The organism is Endozoicomonas elysicola (assembly GCF_000710775.1).
In the GTDB taxonomy this organism is placed as follows: domain Bacteria; phylum Pseudomonadota; class Gammaproteobacteria; order Pseudomonadales; family Endozoicomonadaceae; genus Endozoicomonas; species Endozoicomonas elysicola.
Window position 1 is genome coordinate 3,175,099 of the sequence record NZ_JOJP01000001.1, and the last position, 25,162, is coordinate 3,200,260.

General features: G+C 44.6%; 20 protein-coding genes and 1 pseudogene. 13 read left to right on the forward strand and 8 right to left on the reverse strand.

Annotation, left to right across the window (positions count from 1 at the left end; all coding sequences use genetic code 11):
* Positions 1-33 precede the first annotated feature (33 nt).
* The 3 genes and pseudogenes from GV64_RS26280 to GV64_RS13655 all read right to left on the reverse strand — a co-directional run.
* A pseudogene (locus tag GV64_RS26280) lies at positions 34-144 on the reverse strand (hypothetical protein); the annotation flags it as partial.
* Between the two features lie 73 nt (positions 145-217).
* Positions 218-1,333 (reverse strand): tyrosine-type recombinase/integrase, encoded by a 1,116-nt coding sequence (locus tag GV64_RS13650; protein ID WP_020583481.1) that lies wholly within the window; start codon positions 1,331-1,333, stop codon positions 218-220.
* Positions 1,330-2,409 (reverse strand): coiled-coil domain-containing protein, encoded by a 1,080-nt coding sequence (locus tag GV64_RS13655; RefSeq protein ID WP_020583482.1) that lies wholly within the window; start codon positions 2,407-2,409, stop codon positions 1,330-1,332. The genes GV64_RS13650 and GV64_RS13655 overlap by 4 nt, the downstream gene beginning before the upstream one ends.
* 123 nt (positions 2,410-2,532) lie before the next feature.
* On the opposite strand from GV64_RS13655, the gene GV64_RS25290 reads away from it, so the two are divergent.
* Positions 2,533-2,685 (forward strand): hypothetical protein, encoded by a 153-nt coding sequence (locus tag GV64_RS25290; protein ID WP_020583483.1) that lies wholly within the window; start codon positions 2,533-2,535, stop codon positions 2,683-2,685.
* A gap of 580 nt (positions 2,686-3,265) precedes the next feature.
* Here GV64_RS25290 and GV64_RS13660 read toward each other — a convergent pair.
* Positions 3,266-3,595, reverse strand: coding sequence for a MarR family winged helix-turn-helix transcriptional regulator (locus tag GV64_RS13660; protein WP_020583484.1), 330 nt, complete (start codon positions 3,593-3,595; stop codon positions 3,266-3,268).
* A gap of 586 nt (positions 3,596-4,181) precedes the next feature.
* Here GV64_RS13660 and xthA point away from each other — a divergent pair.
* The 4 genes from xthA to GV64_RS13680 all read left to right on the forward strand — a co-directional run bounded on the left by xthA (position 4,182) and on the right by GV64_RS13680 (position 10,757).
* The gene (gene xthA, locus GV64_RS13665) at positions 4,182-4,994 is read left to right on the forward strand and encodes an exodeoxyribonuclease III (protein ID WP_020583485.1); all 813 of its coding nucleotides are present in this window, start codon (positions 4,182-4,184) and stop codon (positions 4,992-4,994) included.
* A gap of 130 nt (positions 4,995-5,124) precedes the next feature.
* Positions 5,125-6,273 (forward strand): hypothetical protein, encoded by a 1,149-nt coding sequence (locus GV64_RS13670; protein WP_020583486.1) that lies wholly within the window; start codon positions 5,125-5,127, stop codon positions 6,271-6,273.
* A gap of 272 nt (positions 6,274-6,545) precedes the next feature.
* On the forward strand, positions 6,546-7,655 hold the full coding sequence (locus GV64_RS13675) for an efflux RND transporter periplasmic adaptor subunit (RefSeq protein WP_020583487.1): 1,110 nt from the start codon (positions 6,546-6,548) through the stop codon (positions 7,653-7,655).
* A gap of 6 nt (positions 7,656-7,661) precedes the next feature.
* Positions 7,662-10,757, forward strand: a complete 3,096-nt coding sequence (locus GV64_RS13680; protein ID WP_020583488.1) for an efflux RND transporter permease subunit — start codon at positions 7,662-7,664, stop codon at positions 10,755-10,757.
* Positions 10,758-10,809: 52 nt separating this feature from the next.
* Here the strand turns inward: GV64_RS13680 and GV64_RS13685 are convergent, their stop codons facing one another.
* On the reverse strand, positions 10,810-11,652 hold the full coding sequence (locus GV64_RS13685; protein WP_152554059.1) for an MOSC domain-containing protein: 843 nt from the start codon (positions 11,650-11,652) through the stop codon (positions 10,810-10,812).
* Positions 11,653-11,732: 80 nt separating this feature from the next.
* Here GV64_RS13685 and GV64_RS13690 point away from each other — a divergent pair, with 80 nt between their 5' ends.
* Complete coding sequence (locus tag GV64_RS13690; protein WP_020583490.1) at positions 11,733-12,563, forward strand: TatD family hydrolase; 831 nt, start codon at positions 11,733-11,735, stop codon at positions 12,561-12,563.
* On the opposite strand, the gene GV64_RS13695 is transcribed toward GV64_RS13690, so the two are convergent.
* Both GV64_RS13695 and GV64_RS13700 read right to left on the reverse strand, forming a co-directional pair.
* A complete protein-coding gene (locus GV64_RS13695; RefSeq protein ID WP_020583491.1) occupies positions 12,520-13,503 on the reverse strand; it encodes a cation diffusion facilitator family transporter in 984 nt (327 codons plus the stop codon). The genes GV64_RS13690 and GV64_RS13695 overlap by 44 nt on opposite strands.
* Positions 13,504-13,541: 38 nt before the next feature.
* The gene (locus GV64_RS13700) at positions 13,542-13,790 is read right to left on the reverse strand and encodes a glutaredoxin family protein (RefSeq protein ID WP_020583492.1); all 249 of its coding nucleotides are present in this window, start codon (positions 13,788-13,790) and stop codon (positions 13,542-13,544) included.
* Between the two features lie 137 nt (positions 13,791-13,927).
* Here GV64_RS13700 and GV64_RS13705 point away from each other — a divergent pair, with 137 nt between their 5' ends.
* The 7 genes from GV64_RS13705 to GV64_RS13735 all read left to right on the forward strand — a co-directional run bounded on the left by GV64_RS13705 (position 13,928) and on the right by GV64_RS13735 (position 23,844).
* Positions 13,928-15,892 (forward strand): cation:proton antiporter domain-containing protein, encoded by a 1,965-nt coding sequence (locus tag GV64_RS13705; RefSeq protein WP_020583493.1) that lies wholly within the window; start codon positions 13,928-13,930, stop codon positions 15,890-15,892.
* Between the two features lie 129 nt (positions 15,893-16,021).
* Positions 16,022-17,614 carry a hypothetical protein gene (locus GV64_RS13710; protein WP_020583494.1) on the forward strand — a complete coding sequence of 531 codons (1,593 nt, stop codon included), beginning with the start codon at positions 16,022-16,024 and terminating at the stop codon, positions 17,612-17,614.
* Between the two features lie 258 nt (positions 17,615-17,872).
* A complete protein-coding gene (locus GV64_RS13715) occupies positions 17,873-19,657 on the forward strand; it encodes a hypothetical protein (protein WP_020583495.1) in 1,785 nt (594 codons plus the stop codon).
* Positions 19,658-19,902: 245 nt separating this feature from the next.
* Positions 19,903-20,106, forward strand: coding sequence for a DUF2970 domain-containing protein (locus GV64_RS13720; RefSeq protein ID WP_020583496.1), 204 nt, complete (start codon positions 19,903-19,905; stop codon positions 20,104-20,106).
* Between the two features lie 311 nt (positions 20,107-20,417).
* Complete coding sequence (locus GV64_RS13725) at positions 20,418-22,073, forward strand: nitrite/sulfite reductase (protein ID WP_020583497.1); 1,656 nt, start codon at positions 20,418-20,420, stop codon at positions 22,071-22,073.
* Positions 22,057-22,557, forward strand: a complete 501-nt coding sequence (locus GV64_RS13730; protein WP_020583498.1) for a DUF934 domain-containing protein — start codon at positions 22,057-22,059, stop codon at positions 22,555-22,557. Before GV64_RS13725 ends, GV64_RS13730 begins: the two co-directional genes overlap by 17 nt.
* Before the next feature lie 114 nt (positions 22,558-22,671).
* Positions 22,672-23,844, forward strand: coding sequence for a cation:proton antiporter (locus GV64_RS13735; protein ID WP_026258394.1), 1,173 nt, complete (start codon positions 22,672-22,674; stop codon positions 23,842-23,844).
* A gap of 26 nt (positions 23,845-23,870) precedes the next feature.
* Here the strand turns inward: GV64_RS13735 and GV64_RS13740 are convergent, their stop codons facing one another.
* Positions 23,871-25,022: an OTU domain-containing protein gene (locus tag GV64_RS13740; protein WP_020583500.1), complete on the reverse strand. Its 1,152-nt coding sequence runs from the start codon at positions 25,020-25,022 to the stop codon at positions 23,871-23,873.
* Positions 25,023-25,162 lie beyond the last annotated feature (140 nt).

Below are 25,162 nucleotides of genomic sequence, written 5' to 3' on the forward strand. Positions count from 1 at the left end.
CTTCTTGCACCCACTGCATTTGAAGCACCCAGGATGCCACCTGGCTCCCATGGCCTTAACACACTGCCCCTTGAGTGGTTTTTTACAGCCCTGACAAAAATTCATGATCTTCCCTGACGCATGATTAATAAGCCCCCAGACCATTCTGGAAGAATTCCCCCCGCGTTAACTGTGACAACAATTCTTCATAGATATATGGTCTTCTCTTCCTGTCGTATCAGATATGATGATCGGCAGCCATCTTTTTCAGTCTACTTGCTTCTGCATGATAGTACTGGCTTGTGGTATTAATCGAATCATGACCTGCAAATATAGCAAGATCTTCGATATCCATTTTTCGAGCCAGATGTGTAAGGGCTGTGTGACGAAGCGTGTGAAATGGCAAGTCCTGTAGCCGGTGTTTAATGGCCGGCGTTGCCTTGCTTTGACAATAGTCTATAAATGATTTCCACCAGTACCGGAGCCCTCTGGCGGAAAGGGCTGTTATAACACCCTCTGCATTACGGATCTTTGGTGCCAGTGGAAAGCTGTCTCCATACAGCCCGGAGTACCCATTAATGCGCCTGTAATCAATGATTCCCCGTTGAAGCGCTGCATTTATAGGAACCTGTCTTCTTTTTCTGCCCTTTCCCAGAATGCTGAGATAATAACCATCATCATTATCCGGGTGTATGTCAGAACAGGTATGTCCCGTAAGTTCAGACTCTCTTAAAGCCAGCCCATAGCTCAGAGAAAGAACGAACCGGGTGCGTGCTGACTCAACACGCTCTCTGGGGGTGGCTGACGGCAGCTTTTCCAGGCATTCTTTGATAAATTGCCACTCATTATCATAAAAATATCTGATGATAGTATTGCCACGAGCGACTTTTTCGCCTGAGCGTACTAACGAGGATGCTGGATTTCCGAGTGTATAGCGATTTTTTTCAAGAAAAGAGAAAAAGGAAGAAATCACATCAATGACCTGATCAGTGCTTTTTCCAGATTTTATCGATGATCGAAACATGATCCTGTTTGGTTGACCGGGAAGAATGCCAGCCATAAGCCAGCGTTGTGGTAAATTTTGAATAAAATGCAAGTACGCTTGTAGATGTTTAAGTCGAACGTCTTTGTATCCAATACCTAATTCCAAATATAAAAAAGCGGTCAATCGAGTAATCTCTCTCTCATAGCGGCGAAGAGTCTCTTCAGATCGAGCACCAGACTTATTCAGAAATAGGGTCATGGCCTCGCCATCACTGCTCGCTCCCATCAGGTTATCGTGCCCATGATCACGAGAGGAAAAAGGGGAGAGGGTAGTGTTCAGTATAATGGGAGGAATAACAGAGTGACTCACTGCTTCATTCCTTCGATCTCAGTTCTTTTTGGTAATGCCTTTTCAAATGCCTCTGCAGCACCACGGGCTCTTTCAAGCTCAAGCTCCATGGCGCCAATCTGTTTGATTCGCTCTTCTGTTTCTGTGAGGCGGTTTTCCAGCTTTTCATTTGCTATTTTCATTGCATTGTAGTGTTGTTGCATCATCAATGACTCTCTGGAGTCAGCTTGCAGATTACGCACTGCACTCAACAAGTCATTCTGGCTGCAGTCTAGCAAAACCATTAGCTGATTAGTCAGCTGAGCAATGGCTTCTATCTTGTCTCGCCCCGAAGCCAGCGTATTTCTCTCCTCGCAAGCTTGAATGTATGCTTTTGACTTACTATCTAACCGGCTCTGCAATTCAAGATTGGCTTTTTTTAAATTTTGTTGGTCTTCGTTTAGCTTGTTTATCTTTTTTTCCAGCCCTTGCTTTAGCCTTCGCTCATCATCGACCACGCTCAGCCAGTGGTTCAGTTGCTCCTGGTTTCTATGATCCATCTGTTTTTCCAGCGTACTTATGGCCTGGGAGTGGAGAGTCTTCTGCTCCTCTACCATTGACTGGATCTGCTCATTTTGCTTCTGTTCCGATCTTAAGAGGGATTCCAGTTCTTTGAAATCCTGCTTTTTACTTTCCAATTCAAGTTTTATAGCCTTGAGGTCCGAAGCTAGTTGCTCATTTGCATTCTGTAGATCAACATTGCTTATGGTCAGCTGATCGTTTCTACCTAAAAGTTGGCTCAGGCTTTCTTTCAGCTCATCTATCTCCTGGTTTGCAGCTTCTTCGCAAGCTCGTTTCTCTTCCGATAACTCATACTTCCACTTGGCGATACCTCTTTTCAGACCTCTAACCAAATCATCTGGCAGTTCAAGTTCCTGCTCTTCGCCGAGAGTGCCCAGAAATCGCCATTCGTTGTAATAGGGCAGTATGGTCTGCTTTCCCATTTTTCCTATACGGGCAACTTTATCGGCGTTAATCCTTTCACCTTTCTCTTTCAAGTCATCAAGAATACTGAAAATGTGCTGCCTTCTCAGTTGCCCCTGGTCAGAACCTTTCATAACTTTCAAAATCCACTTAAAGTTGAACCAACAATACCAGTATTATAATACTGGTATTGTTGGTTTCGCCATAAGTTCATTTACTGCCGGTAACTGAACTTACCGGTAGTAGTAAATTTAGTTATGACAACAAGGGTTAAAAAGTACTGCTTAGATGAAGGGGTAAGTGCTGGTTTTATAAAAAGAAGTGAGGAGAAGAGAGAAGAGAATAGTGATGTGGATGAAAAACTAGTGATTACACCCCAAGCTTATTTCTTCATTGATACGGGTGTCTGATAGCCAACGGTACTACCTGATCACCATCCTCAAACCATACTTGTTACTGATACTCCTTAAGCAGGTTAGGCTGGGATTTATAGACAATGCTATGAAAAGATCAGGAAAGGCTCAGCAATATTAATAATATGGATGAGTGCTTCATTGATGCTTCTTTCTTCTCTGCAAAAAAAGGGGAGGGTAAGGAGTAAGAATAGCTATGGACATACAGTCATCTTATGGCAGCGTGAAACTCAGCTAGTCGATGAGCTTTAAGGCAGAGAACACATAAGAATATTGACAGGCGACAGAACTTATAAAATCTAACCTAGCGAGTACACACGCTATAGAGATGGAAAAGAGCTCTCACACAAGATTTGACAAGGTATAAGCGGCGATGGAATTTTGTCTTCCGTCATAATTTGAGTCTCTTGTCACGCGCCATGAATACAAGGGAAAAATTATCAAGGGTTGCTATGAGATAGGCTCTAGCAAAGCAAAAGGAGAGAAGAAGGACGTTAGAAAAGGGAGGGTGAGGGCCCCATAGAGTAACTCCTATAATACTCTCACAACGTGTAGAGCCCTTATATTATTGACTGACTCATTTTAGATAACGAGCTTTCTGCTTAATTTTCTCAACCAGCTTTTTACCTTTCGCAGTCAACGTCAGCTTGAAATAGCGACCATCATCTTCATGCTGCACTTTTTTAATCAACCCCAGACCAGGTCTGTCATGCCTTCCTTCACCCAGACGCTTAACACTTACAGCAATGTCACTAGGGGTACCACAGGTAAGCTTTTCTGCATTAACAAGATCTGTAATGGTTTCCCCAGGGTTTTCTGCAACCACAAGTAGGATTTGCCATTGGATCACAGTCAGTGGTTGCTCCTGCATCAACTGGGTTAATTTAATAAGACCTTTCAAAGTCATTGGCAGTTACCTTTCTCTAGTTGGTTATGAGGTTTGTTGTGGACTAGTAGCGTCGTTTACTTTCCATGCTATTAGGCTTCAGCCTAGTCTGTACAACTGTTACGGCGACTGCTATACCAGAATAAATGTTAGACAGTTTTCTACTGTTATAGCAAGTTTCTGATCACAGTCGTTAAATATTTCGGCAATGGGTAACAAAACTGTTACGTTAAGAAACAGCCTGTCAAATGTCATTCAGTTCACTATATAGAGCGTCCAGGCTGTTCTTTAGCTCAGCCAATGACGACTGATGGCAGATAGAGCACGATGACGTCTAATCAGTTAAGTCTTTTAGTTATGCCTCCTTGAAACTACTGAAGTGTTGGACAACTACTTTTTGAAAAAATTCTCTAAAAAAAAACATTACGCATATATTGTCGTGAATAATGCTCTTGACAGGTGTTTTTTTTCCTGAGGGATGGGTTTTATCTCGACGATATTCTTATTCGCATAATATATATTATGTTAAATGGATATTATATTTGTCATAGATAATAACTAGTAAATACAATACAGAGTAAGAGTTTGTCAGAGTGAAAATGGAACGATGAAAATAGTAAGCTTTAATGTTAACGGCTTGAGATCACGTCTACACCAACTAGCCCAAGTTATTGATAACTATAGTCCTGATATTATTGGCCTTCAGGAAATAAAAGTATCTGATGAAGACTTTCCAGTTAATGCCATAGAGGAAATGGGTTACAAGGTACTATTTCATGGTCAGAAAACCCATTACGGCGTTGCTTTACTCAGTAAAGCTTCCGCTTTAAATATTCAAAAGGGATTTCCAACTGACCTTCCTGACGCCCAACGGCGAGTTATTATCGGAGATTATGAAGTCAATGGAAAAACGTTAAGAGTGATTAATGGCTACTTTCCACAGGGAGAAAATAGAGACCATGAGATAAAGTTTTCAGGGAAAGCAAAATTTTACAATGATTTACAAGGCTATTTAGAAAACCACTGCCTTCCCTCCTCCAATGTATTGGTCATAGGTGATTTCAATATATCTCATACAGATCAGGATATCGGTATCGGTGCTGATAATGCCAAGCGATGGTTAAGAACGGGGAAATGCAGCTTTCTGCCCGAAGAGCGAGAGTGGTTTGACCGCCTTCTCAACTGGGGGCTAACTGATTGTTTTAGAAAGCTAAATCAAAATCTAGCTACTCAATTCAGCTGGTTTGATTATCGAAGTCGCGGTTTTGATAGTGAACCGAAAAGAGGATTGAGAATAGATGCAGTTTTAGCAACGGCTTCTTTAATGAAAGAGTGTCGATCAGTGGTTATTGATTATGATATCAGGGCAATGGAGAAACCATCTGATCATGCACCCGTAATCGCTGAATTCTTTGGTTAAATATAAATTGATTTTTATAACAGGTGCTGTAATTTAGTCATATTCTTTATTTGAGAATCATTCTTATTTGCATCATTTTAAAGGCGGTCTATTCTAAGCCCAATCAATAACAAATGATCGGGATATAACTATGACCGCTTTTCAAAAAAGCAGACAGCTTTTGATGGTTTTCTTTATCTTTCTTTCAGGAAGTTTATCAGCGGGGCCAGATGATAGTATAAATGAGCATGAAATATCATTAAATTACCTAAATAATGGAGCCCTAAATGGTCACATTCGTGTTGACTGTTTTGATGAAAACAATAGCTGTGAATCAACATTGGAGTTTGAACAGGATGGCGATACTCAATACAGGGTCACACCACCTTCATTGAGAGGAATGAAGTTCCAGGGGCATTTTCAAAGAGATTTAAATGAATTGTTAGAGCTGGGTTCAATAACTGTACAAAAAGGCAGTGAAAAGACCAAAATTCCTTTGAGTATTGATTATGACGAATTACCACTTGGTGATAAAGATAACTCAATAACAAGGGCTATTATTGCCCATCTGCACCCTTCCATAATTAGTCATGCCAGGAAAGAATTAGAGCATATCACTGAGATTTCAGACTATCTGACTGGTTCAACAAAAAATTCTGAAACCCTTCATCTATTTAAGCCAGAACCACACAAAATTTCCTATAAAGATGCTGAGAAATTGGCAAACTCAATCAATGGGGATTATATGGTGCTTGATATTGGTGAAAGCTACTCGATGGTTCTTATTTTCAATCAGGATAATATACCAGAGTCCATTTATGTGCTTGACCGATGGAAATTGTATAGGGATCCGATTTTTAAAACAATCATTGGCTATGGCGATTTATTCGGGCTAGTACTGCATGGATTAGATTTTTATGATTACAGTAAAGCGATATTAGGCTTTGGTAAACATGCTGGTCATGCCCACAGTTTTATTGGTGCTGGTTTTCATATAGCGGAGATTATTGACCATACTCATGGCGTGGCTGAGTTTATTTCTGGAGGTCAGAAGCACTATCATGATCATGATCATGGAGTATGGGGAGATATTTTTGGTTACATGCATTTAGGACACACAATCTATGAAGTGGCAACTCATCCTACTCCAGCGCATGTCATTCAAACTGCTTTAACGTTTGCAAGCTTTGGCTATCACCATGTCCCACATCATTATTATGAATATTCAATGACAGAGGTTTTACGTCCTGTAATAAACTCCCAGAGTCAATCTTCTCTTGATTCTAGAAATCTGAACTAGCTCATTACATTCACTTAGCACTCTGATCACTATTAAACGGTGTTCAGAGTCACCCTCACCCTTCATCGTCTTGTTGAACTATAAGAAACTGGTCGCATTTCTAATGAGATATTGCGAGAATTGCAGACCTTAAGGACATAAGTACGCGTCCGGCGTTGTATTTTTTCTATAAATGCTTCAGTAACTCGCCGGGTAGACGCTAAAAAACGAACACACGTCAGGGCAATGACTGCCAACTCAGAATAAGAATGTGATACTGGGGTAATACAAGAGTGCAAAAGTTAGTCAATGTGAACGGCTCATGGTTAGCCGCCGGTGTTATTGCGGCTGGCATTGGTATCTACCTGTTGACCGCTGATGTCGTTAATATCAACGATACTGAAAAAGTTACCCCTCCTGCCCAGGATAGCCATAAGAATACGGTGATTCCCGTCGTTCAGGCTTCTCACTTTGAGCAAGTACCGCTAAAACGTACACTGACACTCTATGGGACAACGGAAACTGATCGAACCGTCACGGTCAGTGCTGAACTGGCAGCCCGAGTTATTACTATCAGTGCTGAACGCGGACAGCTGATGGCTGCAGGCGATGAAATGATCCGCCTGCGTGAAGGCAGCCTGATAGCTCAATTGAAATCGGCTGAGGCTCGCGTAAGACAGGCTGAACAGGATTACCAGTCAGCCCTGTCTCTGCAAAAGAAAAAACACATTGCCGATAATCAGATCACTCAACTTGAGGCTTCCCTGGCTGAGGCGCTGTCGCAAAAAGAACAGCTCCAGACTCAATGGGAAAATACGCTGATTAAGGCGCCCGTTTCCGGCATTCTGAATAAGCGTCACGTGGAAGTCGGTGACTTTATTGATAAAGGCAAGCCGGTCGCTGAAATTCTCGACCTTGACCCTCTGGTGGTCCATGTCGATGCTCCCCAGAATCACATTAATTACTTTAAGTCTGGCCAGAAAGCGGTTGTCCGATTTCTTGGTGGAGCAACCAGCGAAGCGACTATTCGTTTTATTGATCGACAGGCAAATGCATCCACCCGGACATTTTCTGTCGAGTTAACGATCCCTAATCCCGATATGAAAATTCCCGCAGGCCTAAGCGTTGAAGCCGACCTGCTGATGGAAGAAGTACTGGCACTTGAAATCAGCCCAGCATGGCTCGCATTGAGTGAAGATGGAGAACCGGGTATTAAGTGGGTGACAACAGGGAATCGGGTCGAGTTCACCCCAGTGGATGTGGTCAAGTCTGAAAGTAACCGCCTCTGGGTCACTGGAATTCCCGAACAGGCCAGAGTCATCACCCGGGGTCAGGGCTTCGTTCGATCCGGTGATCAGGTTGATGTTATCAACCCTGATGTGTCTCTGGTTGCCGGGGAGTAATGACCAATGCGAAGTCTGATTGCTGCATCACTGATGCGAACCCGTACCGTTATGATGCTGCTGGCGTTAATCCTGGTTACCGGCCTTGCCAGCTATCTTACTATTCCCAAAGAATCGAGCCCTGATATTACGATTCCGGTCATTTATATTTCCGTATCACACGAAGGTATTTCGCCGGAAGATGCCGAACGCTTGCTGGTACTCCCCCTGGAGAATGAACTCAGGGCTATAGAAGGTGTTAAAGAACTCAAGGCAACCGCATCACAGTCACATGCCTCCATTACCCTTGAGTTTATCGCTGGACTGGATACGGATGAGGTTCTCGCAGACGTCAGGGATAAGGTGAATCTGGCTAAAAGCAAGCTGCCTCAGGATACGGATGAGCCTATTATCAACCAGATCTCCTTTGCCAGTATGGAGCCGGTGATTACGGCCGTACTTTCTGGCAACTTACCCGAACGTGCGCTGGTCAAAATAGCTCGTGAGCTCAGAGATGAGCTGGAATCCAGAAAGCAGATTCTGGAAGTGGATATCGCAGGCGACCGAGAGGAAGTCGTTGACGTTATTATTAATCCACTCAAGCTGGAAAGTTATGGGTTGGTTCCAGCCGATGTTATTAACCTGGTTTCCCAGAACAACCAGCTGGTTGCGGCCGGCAACCTGGACAATGGTAAGGGGCGATTTTCAGTCAAGGTCCCCGCTGTCTATAAAACAGCCGCAGATATTCTCTCTCAGCCCGTCAAAGCAGATGGTGATCGGGTCATTACCTTCGGTGATATTGCCAGCGTTCTCAGTACGTTTAAGGATGGTGGCGGTTACGCCAGAATGAATGGAAAGAACAGTATCGCCCTGGAAATCAAGAAGCGCCCCGGGGAAAACATCATTGAAACGGTGGGACTGGCTAAAGCCATTATTACTGAAGGCCAGAAGCTTTCACCTAAAACCCTGAATGTTGATTACGTGGGTGATCAGTCTGAGGATGTCATGGGTATGGTCAATGACCTGCAGAACAGTGTTCTGGCGGCCATTATTCTGGTGGTTACGGTTATTGTAGGAGCACTGGGCTTTCGCAGCGCCGTGTTGGCAGCCATCGCCATTCCAGGCTCCTTTCTGACCGGTATTCTGATCATTGCCATGATGGGCTTAACCATCAACATGGTGGTTCTTATCTCACTGATGATGGCTGTGGGTATGCTGGTTGATGGCGCCATTGTAGTTACCGAATATGCCGACCGGAAAATGAGTGAGGGCGTTGCCCGCAAACAGGCGTATCAGGAAGCCTCATTACGCATGGCATGGCCAATCATTGCTTCGACAGCAACGACTCTGGCCGCCTTTTTCCCACTGATGTTCTGGCCGGGCATTATGGGCGAGATGATGACCTATCTGCCATTAACCCTGATTGCGACCCTCTCCGCATCTCTGGTGATGGCACTGATTTTTATACCGACCATCGGCTCCCTTATTGGCAAGCCCAGAAAGCTCAGCGAGCTGGAAAAGCGATCCATCACCGAGGCGGAAACAGGAGATTTGCAGAATGTTCCCGGTTGGGCCGGCGTATATATCCGCACGCTGTCCAAGGCGATTCAGCACCCTTTAAAAATTCTGTTCTCGGGCATGGCTATGGTGACAGTCATTTATTTTGCCTTCATTAGCTTTGGCAAAGGCTTTGAGTTCTTTCCCGATGTTGATACCAATAACATCATGGTCAAGGTAAGGGTTAATTCCAGCAACCTGTCCATTGATGAAAAAGATGAAATCCTTAGAAAGGTAGAAGCAATTCTGCTCCGGCAACCAGAATTAAAAACGCTGTATGCCCGCACTGGTGACAACCAGGAGGTGGGTACCATTCGTCTGAATATGGTGGACTGGAAATATCGCAGAAAAGCAGCCCTTGTCGCAGAAGAGATTAATCAGAAGCTTTCACACTTTGCCGGACTGGATATCACTGTTGAGCGAAGAAAAGATGGCCCTCCCCAGGGGAAACCCCTGGAACTCGTGATCAGTGCCAATGACCTTGATGTGCTGCACGAAACGGTTGGCAAAGTCAGGTCCGTTCTGGCGGGCATTGATGGCTTTACCAATTTAGAAGACGACGGCCCTACTCCCGGCTATGAATGGCGCATTGATGTAGACCGTGCCGGAGCTGCCCGTTATGGTGCGGATGTCAGCAGTGCCGGCGGCCTTGTCCGTCTGGTTACTTCTGGTTTAACAGTGGGCAGTTATCGTCCGGATGACAGCAGTGATGAAGTGGATATTCGTATTCGTTTTCCTGAGTCAGACCGTCACCTTGAGAGTATCGATCAACTTCGATTAATGACCCAGTCGGGCCTGGTGCCTATCAACAACTTCACAACACGGGAGATTGCCCCCAAGGTTGACAGCATCAAGCATCTCGACGGTAAACGAACAGTCAGCGTCGGTGCCAATCTGGCCGAAGGGGCCCTGTTGAATGACCTCCTGCCTGAGTTAAAAGCAAAGCTTGATACATTGGAAGTACCACAGGAAGTCAGTTTCACCATTAAAGGTCAGAATGAAGACCAGCAGGAAAGCAGTCAGTTCCTGATTAAGGCATTCGCAATCGCCCTGTTCGTGATGGCCATGATACTGGTGACTCAGTTCAACAGCTTCTACCAAGCCTTCCTGATTATGTCAGCTGTTGTCCTTTCTACCGGTGGTGTGTTGCTTGGACTACTCGTGGCCGGAAAACCCTTTGGCATAGTGATGTGTGGTATCGGGGTCATTTCTCTGGCAGGCATCGTCGTAAACAACAATATCGTATTGATTGATACCTACAATCTGTTGCGCAAACAGGGAATGAAAGCCGAAGAAGCCATTCTTCGAACCGGTGCCCAGCGTCTGCGACCGGTAATGTTGACTACCATCACCACCATTCTGGGCCTGATGCCGATGGTGCTCTCCACCAATATTGATCTGTTCAACCACCGGCTTGAGATTGGCGGTCCCACCGCTCAGTGGTGGAATCAGTTATCGACCTCCATTGCCGGAGGTCTGGCATTTGCGACCCTGCTGACACTGGTTCTGACACCTTGTCTTCTGGTCATTGCAGGTCGGAGGCAGGACAGAAAAATGGCTGAGTAAACCATCAAAAACAGGCAATAGCAGAGGCTATTGCCTGAATTATTAAAGTCACTTACTCCAAAATAGTCACCTTATCTCCGACCCGGATAATGCCTGCCTGGTCCGGAATAAGATTCTGACCAAAGATAACCCCCATCTCCGTTCGACGATATTGAGCCAGTGTAAACAATGGCTCCCTCCCCTCTTTCTCTCCGGTTTCAGGGTTGACGGTGGTCATTACACACCGGGAACAGGGTTTGGCTACCCGAAAGGTGATATCTCCGATCTTGATCACTGACCAGGTGTCTTCTTCATAGGGTTGTTGACCACTGACCACGATATTGGGTCGGAAGCGTGACATGGACACGGTATCGGTCAGGCGTTGGTTCAAATCGGCTAAAGACGCTTCATTGGTCAGAAGAAATGGGAAACCGTCGGCAAAACTGGTGTGATCTTCTGGTTTTGAATACCGGGCATCGGTGGATCGTATTGACTGTTCTGGCTGATAAAACAGTCTGCATTTCATATTCAGAAAATCACTGAACCACTGAGCGGCATCATCCCCGGCATCAAGGGCATGGCAATCATCTTTCCAGACGGTGACTGTTGAAGAATAAGCTCCGGCTGACGGTGTTGATACACGGAGACTCTCAGCCTCTGGTCGTGTGATCTGCAACCCTCCATCAACGATAGAGGTGACCACTGTTGCCAGGACTGGGTATTGTCGCTGAGTAATGAACTTGCCATTTTCATCAGTCAGGAGCCAGCGACGATCATGTTCAAAACCTCTCAGGGTTACATGGGCACGCTCAAGGGGGATTGCCCTGGTTGATTTGATCGGATAGACCGTCAGCCCGGTTACTTCCATCAGCTCCAGCTCCTGTACTTTATATGACCAGAATATTATTACCGCCAAGGATACGGCTATCCCTTGTTTATGAGAACAATGGGAATCAAAATATCCTGCAAATTATTTTAGTGATAACAGGATTCTCAATGACACTGCAGCTGGTTGATATAGGCGTTAACCTCAGTGATAAGGCTTTTGACAAGGATCGCGATGAGGTAGTCAGTCGCGCTGTTGAGCACGGTGTTACCACCATGATCCTCACTGGCACTTCTCTGGCAGAGTCTCAGGAGGTGTTGGGTCTGGCAAGAACCCACGCTGGCCACTGCTTTTGTACTGCCGGTATCCACCCACACGGGGCTAAAGATGCAAATGTGCAGGCCTTTAATGAGCTGAAGACCTTATTCAATGAACCAGAGGTGGTTGCTGTTGGAGAGACAGGTCTGGATTTTAACCGTGACTTTTCTCCCCGGCCGGTTCAGGAGAAAGTGTTTGAGCGTCAGTTGGAGCTGGCTATTGAGAGTAGACTGCCCCTGTTCTGTCATGAAAGAGATGCGTCAGAGCGCTTCGCAGAAATCATCAGAAGCTACCGGGATCAGATCAACAAACTGGTCGTACACTGCTTCACAGCGGATAAGAAAGCTCTGTATCGATATCTGGACCTGGATTGCCATATTGGCATTACCGGATGGATCTGTGATGAACGACGGGGAACCCACCTCCATCCGCTGATGAAGGATATTCCTGCAAATCGATTGATGGTGGAAACCGATTCACCGTGGCTACTGCCAAGATCGTTGGTGAAAAAGCCGAAAAACCGGAGAAATGAACCGGCCTTTCTGCTTGAGGTTGTCCAGATGATCGCTACTCACACCGGGCAATCCCTGGAACAGGTTGGCCGGCAAACCAGAAAAACATCACTGGAATTCTTTAATCTCACGGCTCGTCATCATGACCTTCAGGGTCAAGATGGACAATAACGTCCGCTTCGGGCAGGTATTCTAGTACTGCCCGCTTTGCTTCAACCCCCAGTTCATGGGCATGGATCAGCGGCGTATTGGGTTCAAGGTCCAGATGCATCTGAATAAACGGAATTGAGCCTGACACCCGGGTTTTTACGTCATGAATACCCAAAACACCGTCTACGGAGAGGGCTCGTTTCTCAATTTCCTGAAGATCTTCCTTGGGCAGCGCTTGATCCATCAATTGCTGAATAGCTTCCCAGGCCAGATTTCTAACACTGAACAACATATAACCACCAATAAACAGCGCCAGAATATTATCTACCTGCTGATAGCCATAGCTGGCACCAATCAGTGCGGCAAGTACAGCCAGGTTGGTCAGGAGGTCTACCTGATAATGAAGCGAGTCAGATTTAATAGCCGCTGAATTGGTTTTCCTGATGACATACCGCTGGATAGAGAGCAGAATCAATGTGGCGATGATCGAAAAGATCATAACTATAATGCCAGCACTTTCATTACCCAGCACAACATCTTCACCCGTTATCCGGTCAAGCGTGTTCAGCACCAGAACAATGGCTGAGCCACCAATAAAGGCAGACTGAGCCAATACGGCAAGTTGCTCAGCCTTCCCATGGCCAAAATGATGATCCTCATCTGCTGGCGCAATGGCAATCCTGACGGCAAATAATGTGATCAGGGAAGCCAGAATATCCATTGTGGAATCCAGCAAAGTAGCGAGCAGGCTCATGGAGCCGGTCATGAACCAGGCGACGAGCTTAGCGATAATCAGGATGCTTGCAGTAGCAACCGAAGCGTAGGTTGCCAGTTTGAGGAGGCGGTTTTTGTCTTCAGACACGTGCTTTCCAGAGTTGCTGTCATTAAGCTCAGACGATGTCATCCTTTGACGAGACTCTTGTCTTTGAGCCCGTCTTTGAACCAGAGCGTAGTTAATCATGCGATCCCTGCTAATTAACAACCGACGATCTTTCTATCCTATCCTGAAACGGGTTGGATCAGCCAGTCATTCAGGGCCTCGAGCGTAAATGGCCATCCAAGCTCCCTGCCCTCTTCCGTCGCTATGACAGGAATCCGTACACCATAAAGATCAACCAGACGATCATCCTCACTGATCTCTATAGCCGCCCAGCGACAGACCTGCTGACCTTGCAGAAAATTGAGCATTTCTTCAGCTTCTTCACACAGGTGACATCCGGACGTGGTATATAAAGTCAGTTGAATCATAAACTATCCCCTAAAAAGGGGGTCTATGATAGCGATAATATAACCATAGAGTTAGTAAAGATTATGTAGATATAACTACAGCATAGTGTTTTTGCTTATACTCTCACTGGGCACTAATAAATTCAGCTGGCGATCCCATGGACTTTACATTTTTCAATCAACTCATGCTTATCCTGGCTCTGTCAGCCGTCACCATTGCCTTTTTCAAGCGCTTTCAACTGCCTGAAAGCCTTGGTTATTTATTTGTAGGCATCATTCTTGGACCAACAACCTCTGGTTTGATTCAGCAAGACTTTGACATTGCCCTGCTGGCCGAAATTGGCGTTGTCTTCCTGCTCTTTACACTGGGTCTCGAGTTTTCCATGAAAACCATTATGGCCATGAAAAAAGAGGTATTTGGCCTGGGGGGATTGCAGGTTCTACTGACAGGGATGGGGATTTTTGGGATCTTAATGGCCTTTGACTTTGCCCTGCTTACATCTTTGGTCTGTGCCTCGGCACTGGCATTGTCATCCACAGCGATTGTTTCCAAAGAGCTTACCCAAAGCAATGAAATTCGCTCTAGGCAGGGACAATTGGCGATTGGTGTCCTTCTATTCCAGGACATTGCTGCTGTTATCTTTCTGATTATGATCCCTGCCCTTATTGGAGGCAGTGACTCTATCGCCTCTTCCCTGGGTTTTGCCTTTGCTGAAGGCGTCGTTTTTGTGGTGATCATGCTGGCCATCGGTAAATGGGTGCTTCCCATTATTTTCCATGAAGTGGCCAAGGCAAGGTCTGAGGAACTGTTTGTCTTAATGGCACTGGTCATTGCCTTGATGGCAGCCTGGCTGTCTCATGCCATGGACCTTTCCATGGCTCTCGGGGGCTTTGTGGCGGGCATGATGATGGGTGAAAGCCATTACAAACATCAGGTTGAAGCCGATATTAAGCCTTTTCGTGATGTACTTTTGGGGTTGTTTTTCGTTTCAGTTGGCTTAATGCTGAATATGAATGTTCTGGCAGATTTCTGGAAAGAGATTTTGCTGGGTACAGTAGCGCTGATCGTTTTCAAGTTTCTTGTTATTTACACCCTGGCCAGAACGTTTTCTGAAACAAAGAATATTTCCCTCAGAACCAGCCTCTCTCTGGCACAGGGGGGAGAGTTCTGCTTTGCGCTGGTTGCATTGGCTTCACAATATGGTGAAAGCGGCGGAGATTTAACCTCAATCGTTCTTGCTGTCACCATTCTATCCATGATCATTGCCCCTCTCCTTATCAGGAACAGTAATGCGATTGTTAAGCTGGTCAAATTCGATAAATCCGAGCAAAGCATTCATCGTGTCAAAGAAGAGGAAGTTCGCAAACAGACGGCTCATATACATCATCATACCCTGATTTGTGGCTATGGCCGGGTGGGTCAGACAATCGCACGCTTCTTAACGCAGGAAAACAAGGCTTATGTCGCTATTGATGATGACCCGATTCATGTGCATGAAGCTGGCCTTGCAGGTGATCCGGTTTTCTTTGGCGACTGTAGAAAGCTTGAGCTGCTGATGGCTGTGGGGTTAGAAAGAGCAAGCCAGGTGGTTATCTGTATTGATCGCCCGGAAAATGCACTCAAGATACTGGAGGCTGTTCGTCAACAATCGCCTCAGATACCGGTTCTTGTTCGTACAAGAGACGACAGCCAGTCTGATGAACTTAAGAAGGCAGGCGCTACGGTTGTGATTCCAGAAGTACTTGAGTCAAGTCTGGTCATTGTTAAACACGCCCTGCTGATGCTGGGTATGAATCCAGCCCATGTCCGTCAAAGAGTTCATGAAGCAAGAACCAAAGGGTACGAAATTCTGAATGGCTTTTATCCTGGACTCAGTGATTACCTGCTGGAAAATGATAAGAAAACATATCGCCACGCTGTTACGCTAAGTAAGAACTGCAAGGCCAGCCAGAAAACGATCGAATCCCTTGATTTTAAAGGTACTGATGTCTCTATTGTGGAGGTTCGACGGGATAACATGGTGTTGCAACCCCAGCTTGGCATGATTCTACAAACGGGTGATATTGTGGTATTGACAGGAAGTAACAGTGATATTTCTCATATTGAGAAACTTTTTGACTGATTCATAGACTAATAAAACGCTAACACCGTTTAAATAAACCGGTTTGTTTCAGGCTATGTCTGCATAGACTGAAATACATAGCCATAGAGTGAAATGGCAACGGAGTGCCTCCCATTCAGGATGGTAGGCATGCCAGAAAAAAGCCTCTTTAAGTATTACTTCAGATATTTTCTATTGTTACGTCATACCTCATTAATTTTTTACCTTTGTTTACTAGTTAACTCCCCTCTGGTTATTGCATTTCATCAAGATGAACTTTACCTGCTATCTCCAGACATGAGGACTGATTTGGAGATAGATACTGCAGGACACCAGGAAATAACAATAGCCATAGACACAAAAGTTCTTGAGCAAGACCTTCAGGGAAAAATCCCAGTACAACTTATTTTGGATAATGATAATGTAACATTTGAAAATGGTGAGCAGCAGCTATTCTGGCACAACAGGACATTTACTCTGGAACAAGAAAAAAACAAGCTGCTTAATAACGATCCTTTTATCTATCTAAAACTGAATATGGATGAAAACTTCTTTGAAAAAAAAATAAAAGTAAGAATTAGAAAGGAAGAAGATATTTCGAAGCTCTCGGCAATGGCCGCTTTTTTCCCACAGATGTTGCCCATTATCCTTATGGGTGAAGTCACATGGGGGCCCAAGCCAGTAATTTTCTATGATGCACTGATGCGATGGAATTATAAGGTTCTTGAGGGTGATATCATCAAATCAACTCGCGAACTTATCCTTAGTCAGTCTTTTGGAAAGAACAAACCTCTACTGGCCCAATGTTCAGCAGATTTCATAGAGAGCTTCCTGCTTTTCGAAGTCGCAAACTACGGAGAAACCTCAGCTTCTATAAAGACAAAAACACAAACATTCCGGACATATATTATGAGTGCGCCGTTCAAACGGCTAATGGATTGTATGTCAAGCACAGTATCAGCAACACTCTTTGACATTCAGGAAAATCAAATTAGTGACGAGTGGCAATATCTGAAAAAGATGAACAAAGAGTCAATTAATGGCCTTTCAAAAATAATGGTCGGATATAGTTTTAACACGTTTGCATTTGAAGCTGGAGACTTCTTTAAATCATTAAAGAAGACCATTGGATTTTCTAACGCTACTGATGATTTACTATTACAAACGGATCTGGACCGGTCATTAGTTAAAGCAGCTCAGTACACACTTCAATCAGGATATGAAGATTTTTTTAAGGGCCAGCTAAAATATCACAATTTAAATGAGAAATATTCCATGCCACTTTCCGTTGGTGCAGGCGTTATTGAAATACTATGGAGGTTGAATGCCTATCAGAGTATGACAGGGCGTGATCAAATGCATCAACTCCACTCGTTCACTAAGCGGGCAGAAGCAATAGGCGTCTCGATCAATAAGGCACTGGCATTAACGGATCTATCTGATGTTCAGCTACTGATGCTTGGTGTAACAATTCCAGCCATGATCTATGGTGTATTTAAAGTTTCTACTGGATATTTTTCTTCAGACCCGGTGTTTAACCTGTTCAATACTGCATATGAAGGAATGGTTCTTGGAGCCGTTACCCATTTAATCTCACCAGTTCTACAGAAATATGGCATCTGGGCAGCACAAACAATTCAAAAGCCAATTATTGAATATATGGATTCAGAATCAGGCAGCTGGGCTGAATATTTTCTGGCTGATAGTATTCGGTACAGAATAGATATTTTTACTGAAAATTAGTCATATCTCATTTCAAAAGAATCGACTAGTTGTTTCTATGATTTTAATAATTTAACATATAAAAATTGTTTTATATCTTTTTGAGTAATATAAAAGAAATAAAAACGAAAAATATATCTCAATTAATTATGACAAAAAAAACTTAAATTCGTTTAGAATATATAGAAAGTTTTCTCAATAAGAGATTTAACTACTTAAAAACAGTTGAATTTAGGTTTTTCTCCGGCAATGGATAGCCAAGCTACCGAGGTGGTAATAATGGCTTACTTGTTGCTATTTGAATCCAGCAAAAACATTGAACAATCAAATTCTATAGCATTCGTTCGCCACCATTTAATAAAGCTATTATCAGCTATAAAGAAAATTGCAAGATACAGAACTATTCCAATAATTTTTATTTGTACAATATTTTCTGTCAATGCTATTGCCTTAAATCCTCAGATACTTTCACCTGAGAAAAATAATTCTATAGAGATCACAGTCAACAGCAATGACCCTCTGCATATTGAAATTGATACAAAGACATTAAAAGAACAAATCTACGGAAAAATACCTATAAGATTTCGATCGGACTATGATCAAGCTTTTTTTAATAGAGGGGATGATGTAGCCAATGAACTTTATTGGCATAACCAGAAAACCCCAGTTCTGGAAAATGGAAGAGTTACTCCATCAAGCAATGATCGATATATTTATTTAACGTTGAATACTACCGATGAAATGGTAGGTAAGAAAATAAAAGTTGTTCTTGAGAAAGAAGAAAATCTTTCCAAAGTAGCAGCAGTGGGTGCATTTGTCCCTCAGATATTACCCATTTTGGCCATGAGCACTGTAACGTGGCAGCCCCACTCATTCTGGCCATCATTGTTACGTTGGAATTATCTGCTACTCGAAGTGGATATCATTCATTCAATTCGAAATCTCATTCAAACTCAGGTGTTTGAAGACAGGAATTCTCTTTTTGCACAGTGCTCAGCAGATTTTGTTGAAGGCTTTACGGTATATTCCTTGTTGTCAAATCATGGCGGAGCCGTTACAGGAGACCCCAACAGGCCATCGGCAGCTGCTGCAAGTGCCAGTGACATTACGAAGAATGTAGTTAACAGGAGTAAAACTGAAACATTCCAATTGTATCTCAGAACAACTCCAACTAACCGTATGCTGGACTGCATTTCATCAGTGGTAGCCAGTTCACTCAAAGCTCTTCATAGCGATGGTCATTTACACAAAGTTTTTGGTAAATGGTCAATGCTGGATACCCTCAATGATGAAACACTGGATGGTATTGCCATGCTTATGGTGGGGTATGGTTTCAATCTTTTTGGTAACGTTCCGGGAGATACTCTTTCACTATTCAGGAGAGACCTCGGCTTTGAGAATATTGCCAGCCTTGCCGGTGACTTTAATGACTCAATAAAAACCAGTATTCAATACACTATTCATAATGGTTACATGAAATTCTTCAAAGGCAGAGGCTGGGACGCAACATCGGCATATGCCTTATCTGCAGGAGCTGGATTACTTGAAATTGGTTATCGGTTTTATCAGGTTAAAGAAATAATTCCGACTGGTCAGGATGAACGCATGGCCCACTTGGATCCTTCAGATCCCAAGAATATTAACCTGCTTGCCAACCTGCAGCACCAGATAACATCGATTGGTGAGCGAGCTGAAGCGATTGCTTCATCTGGTTATCAGTTGATTCCCATGCCTGAAAATATTAAAGAATATGCAGTCCCTGTAGCGGCAGCAACTATTATCCCTATGGTTACCTATTATGCTGTGAATGGAATACTTAATTACTATGCAACCGGAGGCTTAAACATTGCGCTGCAAAAAGCACTGACTTCAGCGACCAATGGACTGGTTCTGGGAGCCATGGCCTACGTGATACTGCCTCACGTCAAAGAATATGGAGCCTGGCTGACTCAACTGGCTGCCGATCAATTTGTCTCATGGTCAGAGGCTGAGAAAGACAGCTGGATCGGGTATTTTGCAGCAAGAGATACTCAATACAGAATCAGGGTCATCGTTGTTAACTAACCATACTGATTTACACCTGTCGCCTTTGAAGTTGCTAGTTTGTTGGCTGCGCTCGCTCGGCAACTGCTCCATGCGTTGCTCTGCATCCATTCAGTGGTAACCCCGGTCACTTTGAATATCAAAGCTCCCGGGGCTTCGCTCTCTTTCCGCCGTGTAGCAACTCCAAATCCTTTAGGTATAGCAACTCAAATGACAACATCTTAGAATGATGGAACTATAGCTAAAGGCGAGGCGAGAATTGGCTGATGTCTGACAGAAAAGGAACGGGCATAAAATCAGTTGTATTTAGCGCACTGTCTGCTGCTTTTGGCGTGCAAAAAAAATCGAACCTGGAAAGGGACTTCCAACAGGGTAAGCCAGCGCACTACATTATCGCTGGTATCATCGGTACAGCCTTATTTGTTGTGGTTCTAATGCTGATTGTACATGTGGTTCTACAAGGAACATGATCGTCTATTGAGTGCTTACCCAGTATATGGCAGTAACAACCACCAGAGTGATCAATGCTATAGCTGCAATCGCGTCAACAGTACTGTCTTTCATTTTGTAATCTCTCCATTCTTACCAGAATATATTTCAACTCACTCAAATTAGCGAAATCCTGACCAACCATCAACTGCTTGCTACTTTTTGAGTTATTACTTTTTCATCTACTTTTATTTAAAAATAGTAGTTTTACGTATAAGTAAAAGTCAGTATTCTTCTAACGTCCCAGGTTTCTGACCTGTTCCCTAGATGTGGCTAATCAGACGAACAATTCATGTATAAATACGATGATTACGACCAGCGTATAGTTGATGAGAGGGTCCTGCAGTTTCGGGATCAAACTCACCGTTATCTCGCAGGTGAGTTGCCAGAAGATGAGTTCCTGCCTCTTCGCCTTCAGAATGGACTTTACGTACAACGTTTTGCCCCCATGCTGAGAATTGCCATTCCTTATGGAATGGTCAGTAGCAAACAAATGCGTAAGTTGGCGCATATCTCCCGTCGCTTTGACAAAGGCTATGTTCACTTTACCACTCGTCAAAACCTTCAACTGAACTGGCCTCGTCTTGAAGATGTACCAGAGATTCTTGAAGAACTGGCCAGTGTTCAGATGCATGCCATTCAAACCAGTGGTAACTGTATCCGTAATACAACAACTGACCAGTTTGCAGGGGTGGCGCACGATGAGATTGTTGATCCCCGGCCCTGGTGTGAAATTATCCGTCAGTGGTCCACTTTTCACCCGGAGTTTGCTTACCTCCCACGAAAATTCAAGATTGCCGTTTGTGGCAGTGAGCAAGACCGGGCAGCAACTCAGGTTCATGATATCGGTATTCATGCCTTTTTGAATGAGAGTAACGAGGTACGATTTAAAGTTCTGGCTGGTGGCGGATTGGGGAGAACACCCATGGTGGGCTCAGTCATCAAATCCTCCCTAGAACCTGAACACCTCCTGAGTTACCTGGATGCAGTCCTGAGAGTGTATAACCGTTATGGGCGACGGGATAATAAATACAAAGCCAGAATCAAAATTCTTGTTAAAGCACTCACTCCTGAAGTCTTCTCAAATAAGGTGGAGCAAGAGTGGTCTTACCTGAAAGACACGAAAGCAAAACTCCCGCAGCAGGAAATTGATCGGGTTCAATCCTTTTTTACAGAGCCGGACTACCAGCAACTAACCAATATCGACTTAACGGATCTGGCGTTATCCGGTGAGCCTGACTTCCAACTCTGGCTCAAGAGAAATGTCCATCCACATAAAAAACCAGGCTATAGCGCTGTAACCCTGACACTCAAGGCGACTGCTGATGCTCCGGGTGATGCCAGCGCAGAACAGCTGGAAGCTATTTCAGACCTTGCTGACGAGTTCAGTTTTGGCGAACTCAGAGTCAGTCACGAGCAAAATCTTATTTTTGCCGATGTTGCGCAGAATAAACTTCAGGCGCTTTGGCGGAAGCTGAAACAGCTCAACCTCGCCACACCAAACCAGGGCCTGTTAACCGATATGATCTGCTGCCCGGGAGGTGATTTCTGCGCGCTGGCTAATGCCCGTTCTATCCCATTGGCAGAAAGTATTCAGCGACAATTTGAGAACATCGATTTTCTGCACGACATTGGTGAACTTGATCTGAACATTTCAGGCTGTATGAATGCCTGTGGTCATCACCATGTAGGTCATATTGGTATTCTTGGTGTTGACCGTAAAGGCGAAGAGTATTATCAGATTCAGGTTGGTGGGGCATCGGGTCATGATGCATCACTGGGTAAAATTCTTGGGCCATCTTTCAAAATGGATGAGGTACCTGGGGTGATCGGCAAGATCCTGAAGACCTATGTTGAGCTGCGAACTCCGGAAGAACGTTTTATTGATACCTGCCGACGTGTTGGCGTTCAGCCATTCAAGGAGAAGGTTTATGCCAAAGCTGCTTAAGGGTCAGCAAATCAGCAATGATCACTTTCAGATACTAGACCAGAATGAAAGTGAGGCTTCTTTACCTGAGGGCAATTTGCTACTGCACGTATCGGCAATTGATGCTGCCATCCAAGCCAATACTGATCACAACGGTCAGATCGGAATCTGGTTTGACAGTGCAGATGAGCCAGAAATGGTAGCGGATGCTCTGAATCAGTTCGAAGTTATCGCGGTTAACTTTCCAAAGTTTATGGATGGGCGAGGCTACTCCATAGCCCGCCTGCTTCGGGAACGCTTCAATTATCGGGGCGATGTGAGAGCGATTGGCGATGTTCTTGTAGATCAGCTCTACTATCTGCAACGCTGTGGATTCAGTAGTTTCAGGCTAAGAGAGGATCAGAATCCGGATTATGCAGTGGAAGCACTGACAACGTTTAGTACGGATTATCAAACTGCTGCCGATAATTTAACTCCTGTGTACCGGCTAAGGCATCAGTTGTAGCCACAGTTTGAAATCTCTTCCTTATGGAAGAGATTTACCCCTTCTGCTGCACGAAAACCAAACTGTTGGTTATACTGTTCTTTCCATAAATAATCTAAGAATGAGCCTTTAATGATGGAAAGCGGTTCCCTGCTCTTCTCTTTTTTTCTTATTTTCACAGGGGCAGCAGTACTCGCCACTGGCGCCTTATTCACCCGTCAACCATTACTGGTTGCCTATATTGCGCTTGGAGCGATACTCGGGCCGTTTGGACTGGAAGTTGTAAATGACACCAATCTACTGAATGACATTGCCCATGTCGGTATTATCTTTCTGTTATTTCTGCTCGGGTTGGATATGCAACCCAGTCACCTTGCCCATCTGCTTAAGAAAACCGCTACGGTTGGTCTGCTGAGCTCATTTCTCTTTGCACTTACCGGTTATGGGCTTGGCCTGGCATTTGGCCTGCCGCAGAATGAGTCGATCATCATTGGTGCAACCATGATGTTTTCCAGCACCATCATCGGCATCAAGCTCCTCCCGACAACAGTGCTGCACCATAAACATACCGGGGAAATCATGGTTAGCCTCCTGTTATTGCAGGATTTGATGGCGATTATTGCTCTGTTGCTACTGTATAATCTTGACCCGTCACACAGTGCCAATTACAGCGAACTGATCATGGCGTTTATTGCCCTGCCCGCTCTGATTTTCACTGCCATCATGCTGGTCAAATATCTTCTGCTGCCCTTAATGGCCCGTTTTGACCGTTTCCACGAATACCTGTTCCTGATGGCCCTGGGTTGGTGTCTCGGTTTCGCAGAGTTGGCGCACAGCTTGAACCTCTCTTATGAGATTGGTGCCTTTATTGCTGGGATCAGTATTGCCACCAGTCCGATAGCACAATACATTGCGATAAACCTGAAACCACTAAGAGACTTTTTCCTGGTTCTGTTCTTCTTTTCAATTGGTGCCAGTTTCAACCTTGATCTGTTAAGCCATGTTCTTATCCCTGCTCTTGTGATGACAGGCATCGTGATAGTCATAAAACCGGTGATTTTTGGTTTTCTGCTTCGCAAGGTCAGTGAAAAGCGTTCAACAGCCTGGGAGGTCGGTTTTCGTTTAGGCCAGACCAGTGAGTTCTCCATACTGATCGCTGCTTTTGCCAGTGGCCAGAACCTGATTGGTGAAGTTTCGGCTCATATTATTCAGGCTACGGCGATACTCTCACTGATCGTCTCTTCTTATATTGTTGTATTCCGCTTTGAATCGCCGATTGCTTTGTCAGAACGTTTGAGAAGAGATTAATACAAAAGAAAGAGGAGGTGTGTCGATTAGCTCCTCCTCTTTCCCATAAAGTGAGGACCGTCATGTACCAGAAGGACTGTATTCTGAGGAAATAGATCACGATTAAAATTCGCAGTCCAATCAATCACTTCACCATTTTCATTGACCGCTAAAGTAACATTTCCATTTATGTCAATGATAACTATGGGCCTTCTAATGACTGGGGCAGCAAAAAAAGCATCGACCTGATCAGAAAAACAGCCAGGAGTTTCTATTTCCTGTAGTCCACTAGAAATAATGTTTCCCCTATCAGGATAAAGAACGTCGTTTTGTAAGCGGGCATGGGCACTGGCTTCCAAGACTGAGAAGGTCGGGTCAGCAGCAGGATAGAGCTGCTGCCAGTTTCTGGCGTACTCAGCGACCTGACGGCGAAGCTCCCTCGCGTTTGGAGCTATTTCTGGACATTGGTGGGAAATGGAATCATAAAAGCAATTATTATCTCGACTGCTCTGGTAAAAGTGATAACCATAAGCTTCCAGCAAACGGGTGACATTATCTTCCTGGATACGGATACAGTCTTCAGCTGTAATAAGGATTTCTCCAGAACTATCAGCAACTGTAGCTGAACGAGATGGCGGCGGTGCTATCCCAGAAGTATTTACCACGGGTGGGGAAACACCAGCAGAGCTATATATCGGTGGAGGACCTGCAGGAGGAGTATAGGCCTGCGGTGGCTGTAATGTAGGTGAAAAAGCCGGTGCCATTGGTGCTGGATGGGGTTGCGTCCCAGAAAAAGAATATGCTGGTTGTGTAGACACAGCGGGTGAATAAGGCGCTGTTTGGACAGGTATCGAAGGTGGTGTATAAAGCGGCGGCTGTATAGATGCAGAAGTTTGAACAGCGGGAGGCTTTGAAGCCGTTGCAGTACTGGCATCACCGCTGTGATGGTAAAAATACCCAATCACTGCAATACCCAGTACCACGGCAACTGCTCCCGCAGCAATGATTGCTGCAAAAGGACTGACAGATAAAAATGATGCAACAGCCCCTGCAAGAGCCCCTAAGGCTAACACAGCAAGTCCGGCTACTGCTCTGACAGTCCGGGATTGTGTCCAATGCTTTGTCTGGCCAACCGTATTATCCGGTTGAGACTGGCTATGGATATAGCCAGCCGGTGCTGGTACTCCAACAGCATTCATTGCGTCATGCCTGTCTGAATAAATAGTAAATAGTCATGTATTGGACTATTTATTAGTTCTATAGTTCAAACCAAACTCGAATCAAGAAGAGACCCTAAAGCTCAGGAGTCTGTCGGCTAAGCCCGACATGCTCCTGGAAT

Bases quoted from the DNA above. Each gene is read 5' to 3' on its own strand.
- GV64_RS13655 (WP_020583482.1), bottom strand. From the start codon at position 2,409: ATGAAAGGTTCTGACCAGGGGCAACTGAGAAGGCAGCACATTTTCAGT.
- GV64_RS25290 (WP_020583483.1), top strand. From the start codon at position 2,533: ATGACAACAAGGGTTAAAAAGTACTGCTTAGATGAAGGGGTAAGTGCT.
- GV64_RS13660 (WP_020583484.1), bottom strand. From the start codon at position 3,595: ATGACTTTGAAAGGTCTTATTAAATTAACCCAGTTGATGCAGGAGCAA.
- xthA (WP_020583485.1), top strand. From the start codon at position 4,182: ATGAAAATAGTAAGCTTTAATGTTAACGGCTTGAGATCACGTCTACAC.
- GV64_RS13670 (WP_020583486.1), top strand. From the start codon at position 5,125: ATGACCGCTTTTCAAAAAAGCAGACAGCTTTTGATGGTTTTCTTTATC.
- GV64_RS13680 (WP_020583488.1), top strand. From the start codon at position 7,662: ATGCGAAGTCTGATTGCTGCATCACTGATGCGAACCCGTACCGTTATG.
- GV64_RS13690 (WP_020583490.1), top strand. From the start codon at position 11,733: ATGACACTGCAGCTGGTTGATATAGGCGTTAACCTCAGTGATAAGGCT.
- GV64_RS13695 (WP_020583491.1), bottom strand. From the start codon at position 13,503: ATGATTAACTACGCTCTGGTTCAAAGACGGGCTCAAAGACAAGAGTCT.
- GV64_RS13700 (WP_020583492.1), bottom strand. From the start codon at position 13,790: ATGATTCAACTGACTTTATATACCACGTCCGGATGTCACCTGTGTGAA.
- GV64_RS13705 (WP_020583493.1), top strand. From the start codon at position 13,928: ATGGACTTTACATTTTTCAATCAACTCATGCTTATCCTGGCTCTGTCA.
- GV64_RS13710 (WP_020583494.1), top strand. From the start codon at position 16,022: ATGCCAGAAAAAAGCCTCTTTAAGTATTACTTCAGATATTTTCTATTG.
- GV64_RS13715 (WP_020583495.1), top strand. From the start codon at position 17,873: ATGGCTTACTTGTTGCTATTTGAATCCAGCAAAAACATTGAACAATCA.
- GV64_RS13720 (WP_020583496.1), top strand. From the start codon at position 19,903: ATGTCTGACAGAAAAGGAACGGGCATAAAATCAGTTGTATTTAGCGCA.
- GV64_RS13725 (WP_020583497.1), top strand. From the start codon at position 20,418: ATGTATAAATACGATGATTACGACCAGCGTATAGTTGATGAGAGGGTC.
- GV64_RS13730 (WP_020583498.1), top strand. From the start codon at position 22,057: ATGCCAAAGCTGCTTAAGGGTCAGCAAATCAGCAATGATCACTTTCAG.
- GV64_RS13735 (WP_026258394.1), top strand. From the start codon at position 22,672: ATGGAAAGCGGTTCCCTGCTCTTCTCTTTTTTTCTTATTTTCACAGGG.
- GV64_RS13740 (WP_020583500.1), bottom strand. From the start codon at position 25,022: ATGAATGCTGTTGGAGTACCAGCACCGGCTGGCTATATCCATAGCCAG.